Raw genomic sequence first — 11,638 nt, 5'->3', positions numbered from 1 at the left:
ACATCCATGTACGGGACGAGCTTCTTCACCTCACCCGGGTCGATCACATCCGAATCGACCCCCTGCACCTTGTTGACCTCGGCCCGCCACCGCATCGTCCGCAACGACGCATCATTGTGCGCCAACGTCATGTGCCCCCGCTGCGAGAACATCACATTGAAATTCAGATCCGCAGCCAAATGCTCGTACAACTTCACCGAACGGTCATAGAACCGCACGCCCTCCGGCGTCAGATAATTCGACCGCAGAATCGCCGTGTTCCGCCCCGAACCACCACTACCGATATACGACTTCTCCACCACCGCCACATTCGTGATCCCATGATTCGTGGCCAGGTAGTACGCCGTCGCCAGCCCGTGCACCCCACCACCAATGATCACCACGTCATAACTGCCGGCGATCTCGTGCTCACGCCACGCCCGCGGCCACTCCCCGTCGGTCAGCCCCTTCTGGAACAGACTCCACGCGGAATACCCGCGGACCTTGCCGTCGCCGTTCACGCCGTTGCGACTGCCGTTGTGACCGGCCTTGCCGGAGAGGCCACCGATCCGTCTGAGCGACAGGCCGGCCCTGCCGGCCTCACCCCGCCCGTTCCCCGTCGGCGCTCCGCTGCCATCGCGGGCGCCGTTGGTCGATCCGTCCACGCGTTGCCTCCAGGCTCTCGTGGTGGTGTCGATCGAGTGTGACCCGGAGCATAGGACCTGGCGGAAACGACGTCCACCCGTAGTAGACGATCGATCTTCTGCTCTTGTGGTGCATCGGGTTACGGCATCCGGAGCACCGGCATCCACGACGCCACCACCAGGCGATCAAGCCCCGAGGGCGGCAGCTCGACGGCGGCCGGCCACCAGAAACTCACACCAGAGGGTTGTCACCTGTGGGTAAACGAGGTCTACTCAGGCGGGCTGTACCCGATGTGGTCGCGCTCACGTCGGGATCCGACACCCGAGACCTTCGGAGGTCCAGAATGTCGACCGATCTTCACGACTTCCTCAACCAGCCAGGACGCGACGAAGCGGTTCGCGAGGTCCGGAGAAAGATCGACGAGACCGGCGTCGACTACATCTACTACCAGTTCGTCTCCGTCACCGGCCGGATCATGGGCAAGGCGGCACCGGCCGACCAGTGGGAACGCATGGCCGAGAAGGGCTTCCAGCTCGTCTACGGGTCCACCGCGAACCTGTTCATCGACCGCGGGGGCGACTACATCGGCTACGGAGCCGACGCCTGGGAGCTGGTCGGCCTGCCGGACGTCGAGACGTTCCAGCCACTCCCCTGGGACCCCCAGACCGCCCGCGTGTACTGCACCCTGTTCCGTGGCCGGGAGGAGGAAGAGGATCCCGGCGCCTACCTGAGCGCGGACTGTCGCGGCAACCTCAAGCGGATCCAGGCCGAGCTCGAACGCGAGACCGGCATGCACCTGCGCGTGGGCACCGAGCCCGAGATGATGTGGCTCAAGCTCAACCCGGACGGCAGCCCCTCGGTCGAGGGCATGACCAAGCCGTACTGCTATCACATCGACCAGTTCTCCGAGCTGCAGCCGCTGATCCGCCGCGTGCAGCAGTACTGCAAGGCGATGGACCTGGAGATGATCCAGGGCGACCACGAGGACGCCCCGGGCCAGCTCGAGCTGAACTGGATGTTCGACCGGGCCGAGATCAACGCGGACCGGCTGACCACCTACCGCCAGATCTGCAGGCAGGTCGGGCGCGAGATGGGCGCCTTCCCCTGCTTCATGCCCAAGCCGTTCATGGGCGTCTCGGCCAACAGCTGCCACCACAACATCTCGCTGTGGCAGGGCGACAAGAACATGTTCATGCCCGACGGGGACAACCCGCGGATGCCCGGCAAGGTCGGGCTGAGCGCGCTCGGCGGCATCCTCGAGCACCTCGACGCCCTGACCTGCGTCACGGCGCCCACGGTCAACTCCTACCGGCGGCTGTGGGACACCGGGTTCTGGGCGCCGGTCTATGCGAACTGGGGCTTCCAGAACCGGACGACCACCGTCCGGGTCAGCGCACCGGGCCGATTCGAGTACAAGGCCACCGACTCCTCGGTCAACCCGTACCTCGCCTCCGCCGCGCTGATCAAGGCGATGGCCGACGGCCTCGCCCGCAACCTCGACCCCGGACCGCCGGAGAACCGCAACAGCTACGAGGTGTCCTCGGGCACCGCCACCCAGAAGATCCCGATGAACCTGGGGGACGCGCTGGAGGCCCTGCGGCGGAACGAGGTGATCCAGAGCGCGCTCCCGGGCGACATGTACCGGGTGTTCGAGCACTACAAGCGGGACGAGTGGGAGCGGTTCTGCGCCACCGTCACCGAATGGGACATCAAGGAGTACCTGGACATCCTTCCCTGACACTCCGCACGAAGGGAACTGCGCACGATGTGTGGGATCGCTGGAATCATCCATCTGGACGGGCCGGGCGACGTCGGCCTCGAGATGACCAAGATGCTGCAGTCGATGAAGCATCGCGGTCCGGACTCCTCCGGCTACGCGCTCTACGGCGAGCCGCAGGACAGCCTGGTCATGAGGTTCAAGCTCGCCGACCCGAACGAGACCGGCGAGTTCGACTTCGCCGAACGCCTCGAACGCAACCGCCGCGAGGTGGAGTCGCGGCTGTCCAAGATCGGGGCGACGGTCGACCGGGTGGACGGCGAGTCGGCCTACGCCTACCGGGCCGAGTTCCGCTACGAGGGCGAGCTCAAGCCGCTCGCCGACTACGTCGAGAACATCCCCGGGTGCGAGGTCCTCTCGCTCGGGCACTCGCTCGAGATCGTCAAGGACCTGGGTGACGCCGAGACCGTCGCCGGCCAGTACAAGCTCGACGCGTTCCGCGGGACCCACGCCATCGGCCACGTCCGGATGGCGACCGAGTCCGACGTCGACATCGCCGGGGCGCACCCCTACTGGGCCTACCCGTTCTCCGACGTCGCCGTGGTGCACAACGGGCAGCTGACGAACTACCACCAGTGGCGGCGGCGGCTCGAGCGCTCCGGGCACCGGTTCCAGTCCGAGTGCGACTCGGAGATCATCGCCGTGTACCTGGCCGAGCGCCTCGCCGACGGCCTCGACCTCGAGACCGCGATGAAGCAGAGCCTCGACGACCTCGACGGCGTCTTCACCTACATGGTCGTGACCGAGACCAGCCTCGGCATGGCCAAGGACGAGATGGCGGCCAAGCCGCTGGTCCTGCACCAGGGCGACAACCTGGTCGCGATGGCCTCCGAGGAGGGCGCGATCCGCGCCGTCCTGCCCCAGGAGATCGACTCCTACGACCCCTACGAGAAGGAGGTGCTGGTGTGGTCGCGGTGAACGAGACGTCGCGCACGGGGCGCTACGACGTGCGCGGGCTCGCCGAGCCCGACGCCGAGGCCCCGAAGACCGCCCGGATCGACGGCGACTCGGCCGTGGTCGACGCCGCCGACCTGAGCACGCGCCAGATCAACCTGGAACTGCGTCGCCTGGTCTACGGCGAGGGCATCTCCGAGGTCACCGTCACCAACCCGGGGGCGAAGCACTCGATCGCCGTCGGGTTGCTGACCCGCTGCCGGATCACCGTCGACGGCAGCCTCGGCTATTTCGCCTGCACCCTCGGCGACGGCCCGGAGATCCACGTGACCGGCCGCGTCGGCTGGTCGCTCGCGGAGAACATGATGTCCGGCGTCGTGGTCGTCGACAAGAACGCCGGGTCGCTGACCGGCGCGGCCATGCGCGGTGGCGATCTCGTCGTCCGCGGGCACGTCGGCGCCCGGACCGGAATCGACCAGAAGGGCGGGACGATCCTGGTCGGCGGCAACACCGGGTCGATGACCGGGTTCATGATGCAGCGCGGCCGCCAGATCATCTGCGGGAACGCGGGCCCGGGGCTCGGCGACTCGATGTACGACGGCGAGATCTACGTCGCCGGGACCGTCGCCTCGCTCGGTGTCGACTGCGTCGAGGAGGAGATGACGCCGCGCGACGACGAGCTCCTCGACCGGAAGTTCCGGATCTACCGCATGGACCGGCCGGAGCGCTTCCGGAAGTTCGTCTGCGGCAAGCAGCTCTACAACTACGACACCCTCGAGCCCTCCGAGCGCAAGCTCGTCCTCTAGGAGAGTCACATGGCAGACGAGACAGCACCCTCGGAGAACACGGTCCTCGGCAGGAGCCAGATCTTCACCCCGGAGGTCGTCAACGACATCCACATGAAGGCCGAGCTCGGCCGCTACCGGATGCGCGGCGGTGGGATCTTCAAGAAGATCCCGCACTGGGACGAGCTGGTGTTCCTGCCCGGCACGCTCACCCGCTTCGTGATCGAGGGCTACCGGGAGAAGTGCGAGACGAAGACCGTGCTGGGCGGGCGTTTCGCGAAGAAGCCGCTCGAGCTCGACATCCCCGTCTACATCACGGGCATGAGCTTCGGCGCGCTCTCGCTCGAGGCCAAGATGGCGCTCGCCAAGGGCGCGTCGATGGCCGGTACGGCGACCTGTTCGGGCGAGGGCGGGATGATCCCGCCGGAGCGCGACCTGTCGACGAAGTGGTACTACCAGGTCATCCAGAGCCGGTACGGGTTCAACCCGCACCACCTCATGCTGGCCGACGCGGTCGAGTTCTTCATCGGACAGGGCTGCAAGGTCGGCATGGGCGGCCACCTCATGGGCCAGAAGGTGACCGAACAGGTCGCCGAGATGCGCTCGCTCCCGGCCGGCATCGACCAGCGCAGCCCGGCCCGGCATCCGGACTGGCTGGGCCCGGACGACCTGTCGCTGAAGATCCAGGAGGTCCGGGAGGCGACCGACTACCAGGTCCCGATCCAGCTCAAGCTCGGTGCCGCCCGGGTCTACGACGACGTCCGGATGGCCGCCAAGTGCGGACCGGACGTCATCTACCTCGACGGCGCGGAGGGCGGGACCGGTGCCGGACCGCACATCGGTACCGAGGAGACCGGCATCCCGCTGATGGCGGCCATTCCCGAGGCGCGACGGGCGCTGGAGGACGTCGGTCTCGCCGACGAGATCGACCTCGTGGTGGCGGGCGGGATCCGCAACGGTGCCGATATCGCGAAGTGCATCGCGCTCGGTGCCAAGGCCGTGGCGATCGGCAGCGCCGCACTGATGGCACTGGGCTCCAACAAGGACGTCGCGGGCGCCGACTACGAGGGCACCTTCGGCGTGCCGGCGAGCGACTTCTACCACTGGCACACCGGTAAGGACCCGGCCGGCATCACCACCCAGGACCCGGAGCTGCGCAAGCGGCTCAACGTCGACGAGGCCGCGGTGCGGGTCTACAACTTCCTACACACCCTGACGCTCGAGGTCCAGATGCTCGCCCGTGCCTGCGGGAAGACCGACGTGCACAGTCTCGAGCCCGAGGACCTCAACGCGCTCACCACCGAGGCCGCCGCGATGGCCCGCGTCCCGCTCGCGGGCACCAAGTACATCCCGGGTGTCACCGAGGAGAAGACCCTCACCGAGATCCGGGACCTGCTGGCCAAGCACATCGCCAACGACACCGGGGGCAACCGCGATGTCTGATCTGTTCGACCTGTCCGACCGCAAGCTGAGCACCCGGCAGGGAATCGACACCGAGGAACTGACCGGCAAGACCTTCCCCTACCAGTTCGACGCCACGCTGGTCGACGACGTCGATCTCGACGCCGCCACACCCGGCGACGACATCAACTGGCTGGAGGACGTCCACCTGATGTCCGAGGACGGCATCCCGGCCGTCTTCGACCGGTACACCAACGCGTTCCTGAAGATCCATTTCCCGATCCCCGAGGGCCGGGAGGACGAGTACGCCCGCAAGGTGCTGATCAAGCACCTGCAGGAGGGCAACTCGTACGGGATCTGGCTCAAGTACCGGCACGCCAAGTTCGCCCAGCCCGAGCTGGGCTCGTGGCTGGCCGGCTCGCCGACCGTCGGTGAGAACTGGCGGCCCCCGGTGCTCGAGGGCTGGGAGCCGCCGGCCGGCCACTGACCGGACACGACCAGGGGCACTGACCAGGGGCACCACCGGGGTACGGCCGGGGTGGCGACGAGGCCACCCCGGCCGCCCCGGACACGTGCCCGGACACCGATCAGCGTGCCGACAGCGCGCGACTGCCGGACGAGCACGGAAGGGACTCGGCGTGGAGTCTGGGGGACCGACATGGACCTCGTGAGGTTCGACGGGGTGACCACCGTCCTGATCCTGGTGATCTTCTTCGGGGTGATGCTCTACATCGTCCGGACGATCGCCAAGAAGCAGGAGGACGCGGACGCCTACATGACGGCCGGCAACAGCGTCGGGTTCGGCATCTCGGCCGGGAGCATGACCGCGACCTGGATCTGGGCCTCGTCGATGTACGCCTCGGCGACCTCCGGATACCTCTACGGGATCTCGGGCCCGATCCACTACGGGTTGTGGGGCGCGTTGATGATCCTGTTCATCTACCCGTTCGGGCGCCGGATCCGGTCGATCGCACCGAAGGCGCACACGCTGGCCGAGGTGCTGTACGTCCGGCACGGCCGGTCGAGCCAGCTGATGCTCGCGGTGTCCAACGTGGTCGGGAGCGTCATCAGCCTGACGTCGAACCTGATCGCCGGCGGTGTGCTGATCGCCCTGCTCACGCCGCTGGGCTTCACCCACGGCGTCGTGGCGATCGCGGTGGGCCTGCTCGTCTACACCGTCTGGTCGGGCTTCCGCGCCTCCGTGCTCACCGACTTCATCCAGGTCGTCGCGATGCTCGGCGTGGTCATCGTGCTCATCCCGGCGCTGTTCTTCCTCGCCGGGTTCCCGGAGGCCTTCACCACCGGCGCCGCGAACCTGACCCCGGAGCAGAGCAACTTCTTCTCCAGCGAGGCCTTCCTCAACCAGGGTGCGCCCTACATCGCCGCAGTGCTCGCCTACGCGATCGGCAACCAGACGATCGCGCAGCGCCTCTTCGCCGTCCGCGAGGACCTGATCCGCAAGACCTTCGTGACGGCCACCCTCGGCTACGGCGGGACCGTGATCGGGATGGGCATGTTCGGGGTACTGGCCCTCTACCTGGGGATGGAGCCGCTCGACGGCGACCCGAACAACCTGATCCCGCAGCTCGCGGCGACCTACCTGCCGACCGCGCTCCTGATCGGCTTCTTCGTGCTGATCATCGGCTCGCTGTGCTCGACCGGGGACTCCGACCTGTCGGCCCTGTCCTCGATCGCGATGGCCGACATCTACGGGCAGAACATCGCCGGCAAGGAGAAGGCCGACCCGCGGGTGATGCTGCTGATCGGCCGGCTGACGATGGTGGCGGCGACCGCGGCGGCACTGGTGCTGGCGAGCATGCGGCTCGACATCCTCGACCTGCTGGTGTTCGTCGGCGCGCTGTGGGGCGCCCTGGTCTTCCCGGTGATCGCCAGCTTCTACTGGGAGAAGGTCACCAACGCGGCCTTCACCACCTCCGTCGTCGCGGCGCTGGCGCTGTTCATCCCGGTCCGGTTCGAGCTCGTCGACCTGGTCGGACCGCTCGCCTACGCCGTCGACGTGCTCGCCATCCTCGGCGTGGGCGTCATCGCCGGGCTGATGGCGTTCGGGTTCTTCGGGCTGCGCACCGGCCGGATCGTCGGGGTGGTGGCGGCGGTCGTCGTCACGCCGTTCGCGTTCGGCGCGGTCCACTCCTACGCCGTGCTGTCCGCATCGCTGATCGCCTACTCGGTGAGCACGCTGATCTGCTTCGCCATGTCGGTGAACTCCGGGCGCACGTTCGACTTCTCGGTCATCCGGCAGCGCACCGGCAACTTCGACGAGAAGGAGGCCCTCGAACCCCGCGAGGACCCGTTGCCCGATCCCTGATCCGACCCCTGACCCGACCCCTGGTCCCCGTTTCGCCCGCAACGATCCGAGCACCACGACCGAGTGGAGGTGTGGACGTCATCTGGTTGACCATCTACGTCCTGGTATGGCCGGCGGTCGTCGCCGGAATCCTGTACGTCATCTCCCGGGCTTTCTTCGCCGAATGGCGTGAGGCACGCCGGGAGGGGCGCGACATCATCTGAGAGGAACTCGAGATGGCCGGTATCGCACCCGACCCGGAACGTACGACAGCACCGACGGCCGCCGCTGACGACGACCGCCTGCACCGCACCCTGGACTGGAAGGGCGGGTTCTGGATCGCCAGTGGCGTCCCGGCCCTGGTCCTGTTCTCCATCGGCACCATCGCGGCCACCATCGGTGCGCCGTCGGTGCTGGTGTGGGGCGTCTCCATCTCGTTCGGACTGATCCAGTCGTTCATCTGGGCCGAGATCGCCGGCCTGTTCCCGCGCAAGTCCGGCGGCGCCTCGGTCTACGGGGCCATGGCGTGGGTCCGCTACTCCAAGCTCGTCGCACCGCTGTCGGTCTGGTGCAACTGGCTCGCCTGGTCCCCGGTGCTGATGATCGGGTCCAGCCTGGCGGCCGGGTACGTGCTCACCGCACTGTTCCCGGCGGACGCCGTGATCAACACCTGGTCGCTGACGCTGCTCCCGCTGGACTTCCTGCAGGAGGACCTCGCGCTGCGGATCAACTCGACCTTCGTGGTCGCCGCACTGTTCCTGCTGCTGGTCTTCGGGCTCCAGCACGGCGGCATCCTGCGGGCCGCCCGGGTGCAGACGATCATCGGCATCGCCGTGCTGGTGCCGCTGCTGATCGTCGGGATCGTCCCGCTGATCACCGGTGACGTCCTCGCGGAGAACTTCTCGCCGTTCGTGCCGCTCAACGGCGCGTGGGACCTGTCCGGGTGGACGCTGCTCGCCGGCGGGCTGTTCATCGCCGCCTGGTCGGCCTACGCGTTCGAGACCTCGATCTGCTACACGGCCGAGTTCCGCGACCCCGGCCGGGACACGGTGCGTGCCATCCTCGCGGCCGGGCTGGCCTGCCTGGTCATCTACCTGCTGGTCCCGATCGCGTTCCAGGGCGCGCTCGGCCCGGAGCGGCTCGCCGAGCCCGGCATCGTCGACGGCGACGGTGTGGGCCAGGCGATGACCGAGATCGTCGGCGGCGGGCCGGTCGTGGCCAACCTGCTGATCGTGATGCTGGTGCTCGCGCTGCTGCTCACGATCATGACCACGATGGCCGGGTCGTCGCGGACGCTCTACCAGGGCGCCCGGGACGGCTGGCTGCCCCGCTTCCTGGGCACCACCAACCGGCACGGGGCGCCGACCCGGGCGATGTGGACCGACCTCGTGTTCAACCTCGTGCTGTTGCTGCTCAGCGACACGGTGTTCGTGCTGGCCGCGTCCACCGTCTGCTACATGATCTTCAACTTCCTCAACCTCAACGCGGGCTGGATGCACCGCATCGACAACCCCACCACCCCGCGGCCCTACCGTGCCCCGACGGTGCTGGTGGCGCTCGGCACGATCCTGGCGTTCGTCAACGCGCTGCTGCTCGGCTGGGGCTCGAGCGTGTGGGGCGGCGGCGCGCTGATCTTCGGGCTGGTCGGCGCGGCGCTGATCCTGCCGGTGTTCGCCTTCCGGCACTTCTACCAGGACCGCGGCGTCTTCCCGGACACGATGTACGAGGACCTGCCCGCCTCCGAGCGGGGACCGGGTGGCGCGCTCGTCCGGCGCGCCGGGATGCTGCCGTACCTGGTGCTCGGCGGCGGGATCGCGATGATCGTGATCGGTCAGATCCTGGCCGGCCTCAGTGGCTGAGGACGACGGTGGCTGAGGACGACACGGCCGGGGACGGCGCCGTACCGGTCGTGGGCGGCCCAGCTGCCGGCACGGACGGCCCCGCCCCCGGCACGAATGGCACTGCTCCCGGCACGGACGGCCCAGCTCCCGGCACGGACAGCGCCGGACCGGCCACGAACGGGGTGACGGGTAGGCTCGCCGGGGTGAGGCCAGGACACGTCGGCTCCGTCGACCCGGGACAGGGGGCGGCGCAGCCCGGCGCGCGCGAGGCCGACACCAACGACCTCGAGCAGATCATCGCCGCCCGGGCACGGGAGCACCGGCTGCTCAAGGGCCTCACGATCAGCGCCCTCGCCCGGGACGTCGGGATCTCCAAGGCGATGCTCTCCAAGATCGAGCACGCCCAGACCTCGTGCAGCCTGTCGATCCTCAAGCGGCTGGCGGCGGCCCTGGAGATCCCGGTGACGGCCCTGTTCCGCGGGGCCGACGCCGACCGGGAGGCCGTCTTCACCCCGGCCGGCCAGGGCGCGCTGATCATCCGGCGCGGGAGCCACGTCGGTCACCTGTACCGGCTGCTGGGCGCCCTGCGCGGGGAGCACAAGCGACTCGAGCCGTTGCTGTGCACGCTGACCGAGGCCAGCGAGGTCTTCCCGGTGTTCCAGCACGCCGGCACGGAGTTCCTCTACATGCTCGAGGGCGTGATGGTCTACGTGCACGGCGAGGCCCGCTACGAGATGCGCCCGGGCGACTCGCTGATCTTCGACGGGGAGGGTCCGCACGGGCCGGAGTCGCTGATCACGCTGCCCGTCGTCTTCCTGACCGTCACCGGCTATCCGCAGTAGACACGCGGACGGCTGCCCAGCGCCAGTACCGCACCGAGCGCGGCGGCGCCGGCGAGCACCACGAACAGCATCGGGTACCCGCCGAGCGGCCCGGCCAGGGCGGCGCCCGCCCACGGCGACACGGCCACCGCGACGGTCGCGGGCGCCGAGAGCAGGCCGTTGAGCCGGCCGTAGTACTGCGACGGCCACCGGTCCGACACCGCCGTGGCCTGCAGCAGCGTGGTGATCCCGCGGGCCGCACCGGTGAGCATCGCCGCCGCCACCAGCACCCACGCCGGCCCGGGCAGCAGGCCGAGCAGCGCGGTCGTCGCCGCCAGTCCCATCAGGACCACGACGGCGCGGGCCCGCGCACCGAGCCGGCCCACCGCCCGGGTGTAGAGGGCCCGGCCCAGCACCTGGCCGAGACCGCCGAGGCCGAGCGCCCAGGCCGCCGTCCCCACGTCGAGGCCGCGCTCGATCAGCAGCGGCACCTGGTTCACCGCCACCGCGAACCCGCAGAACGCGCCGAGGAACACCGCGGCCGTCGTCAGCACGAACGCCGGGCTGCGGGCGATCGTGCCCGCGTCCGCGCCGCGCGGGGGCGGCGGGGCGTCCGGCCACGGGCCGCGCAGCCCGAACAGGTGCGCCGGGATCGTGACCACCCCGAGCACGACGGCCAGCACCAGGTAGGTCCCCCGCCAGCCGTGCGGTTCCAGCAGCGCGGCCGTCAGCGGGGCGAACACCGTGCTGGCCAGCCCGGCGACCAGGGTCAGCCCGGTCAGGGCCCGCACCCGGTCGCCGCCCCACCAGCGGGTCAGCGCCGCGAACGCGGGCGGGTACAGCGTCGCCGACTGCGCGAGCCCGGCGAGCAGCCACGCCGCCAGGAACCACCACCACGAGCCCGCCCAGGCGATCGCGACGACCGCGGGGACGCCGAGGACCGACCCGGCCGTCATCGGCCACCGCGGCCCCCACCGGTCCAGCAGCCGCCCGACCGGGATGCCGGCCAGCGCCGAGACCACCAGCCCCGCCGAGAACGCCCCGGTCACCGCGGACAGCGACCAGCCGGTGTCGGCCGAGATCGCCGGCGCCAGCACCGGGAACGCGTAGTACAGGACGCCCCAGCTGGTGATCTCGGTCAGGCAGAGCACCAGCAGCACGCGACGACGGAGGTCCACGGTGCAACGATG

Annotated in this window: 11 protein-coding genes; 9 read left to right on the top strand and 2 right to left on the bottom strand. The window is 69.2% G+C overall.

Annotated elements, in window-relative coordinates:
• Nucleotides 1–644, bottom strand: a 644-nt coding sequence (locus tag BM093_RS09770; protein ID WP_245773421.1) for an FAD-dependent oxidoreductase, incomplete at its 3' end; no start/stop codon positions are given.
• Nucleotides 645–967: 323 nt separating this feature from the next.
• Between BM093_RS09770 and BM093_RS09765 the strand changes: the two genes are divergently transcribed.
• The 9 genes from BM093_RS09765 to BM093_RS09730 all read left to right on the top strand — a co-directional run bounded on the left by BM093_RS09765 (nucleotide 968) and on the right by BM093_RS09730 (nucleotide 10,469).
• On the top strand, nucleotides 968–2,362 hold the full coding sequence (locus tag BM093_RS09765; protein ID WP_093340534.1) for a glutamine synthetase family protein: 1,395 nt from the start codon (nucleotides 968–970) through the stop codon (nucleotides 2,360–2,362).
• A 27-nt stretch (nucleotides 2,363–2,389) separates the two neighbouring features.
• Complete coding sequence (locus tag BM093_RS09760) at nucleotides 2,390–3,319, top strand: class II glutamine amidotransferase (protein WP_093340532.1); 930 nt, start codon at nucleotides 2,390–2,392, stop codon at nucleotides 3,317–3,319.
• The gene (locus BM093_RS09755; RefSeq protein WP_093340530.1) at nucleotides 3,307–4,101 is read left to right on the top strand and encodes a GltB/FmdC/FwdC-like GXGXG domain-containing protein; all 795 of its coding nucleotides are present in this window, start codon (nucleotides 3,307–3,309) and stop codon (nucleotides 4,099–4,101) included. The genes BM093_RS09760 and BM093_RS09755 overlap by 13 nt, the downstream gene beginning before the upstream one ends.
• A 9-nt stretch (nucleotides 4,102–4,110) precedes the next feature.
• Entirely contained in the window at nucleotides 4,111–5,523 is a 1,413-nt protein-coding gene (locus BM093_RS09750) for an FMN-binding glutamate synthase family protein (protein ID WP_093340528.1), read from the top strand.
• The gene (locus BM093_RS09745; protein ID WP_093340526.1) at nucleotides 5,516–5,968 is read left to right on the top strand and encodes a hypothetical protein; all 453 of its coding nucleotides are present in this window, start codon (nucleotides 5,516–5,518) and stop codon (nucleotides 5,966–5,968) included. The genes BM093_RS09750 and BM093_RS09745 overlap by 8 nt, the downstream gene beginning before the upstream one ends.
• A 171-nt stretch (nucleotides 5,969–6,139) precedes the next feature.
• Nucleotides 6,140–7,807: a sodium:solute symporter family protein gene (locus tag BM093_RS09740; RefSeq protein ID WP_093340523.1), complete on the top strand. Its 1,668-nt coding sequence runs from the start codon at nucleotides 6,140–6,142 to the stop codon at nucleotides 7,805–7,807.
• Nucleotides 7,808–7,878: 71 nt separating this feature from the next.
• Nucleotides 7,879–8,010, top strand: coding sequence for a putative transporter small subunit (locus BM093_RS36575; protein ID WP_218162722.1), 132 nt, complete (start codon nucleotides 7,879–7,881; stop codon nucleotides 8,008–8,010).
• Nucleotides 8,011–8,022: 12 nt separating this feature from the next.
• The gene (locus BM093_RS09735; RefSeq protein ID WP_093340521.1) at nucleotides 8,023–9,645 is read left to right on the top strand and encodes a trimethylamine N-oxide permease; all 1,623 of its coding nucleotides are present in this window, start codon (nucleotides 8,023–8,025) and stop codon (nucleotides 9,643–9,645) included.
• 185 nt (nucleotides 9,646–9,830) lie between these two features.
• Nucleotides 9,831–10,469: a helix-turn-helix domain-containing protein gene (locus BM093_RS09730; RefSeq protein WP_093340519.1), complete on the top strand. Its 639-nt coding sequence runs from the start codon at nucleotides 9,831–9,833 to the stop codon at nucleotides 10,467–10,469.
• Here the strand turns inward: BM093_RS09730 and BM093_RS09725 are convergent.
• Nucleotides 10,457–11,626, bottom strand: a complete 1,170-nt coding sequence (locus BM093_RS09725; protein ID WP_245773420.1) for an MFS transporter — start codon at nucleotides 11,624–11,626, stop codon at nucleotides 10,457–10,459. The genes BM093_RS09730 and BM093_RS09725 overlap by 13 nt on opposite strands.
• Nucleotides 11,627–11,638: the final 12 nt, after the last annotated feature.

The organism is Pseudonocardia ammonioxydans, assembly GCF_900115005.1.
In the GTDB taxonomy this organism is placed as follows: Bacteria; Actinomycetota; Actinomycetes; order Mycobacteriales; family Pseudonocardiaceae; genus Pseudonocardia; species Pseudonocardia ammonioxydans.
The sequence above is the reverse complement of the archived record's forward strand: the minus strand, read 5'-3'. Positions and strand labels throughout refer to the sequence as shown.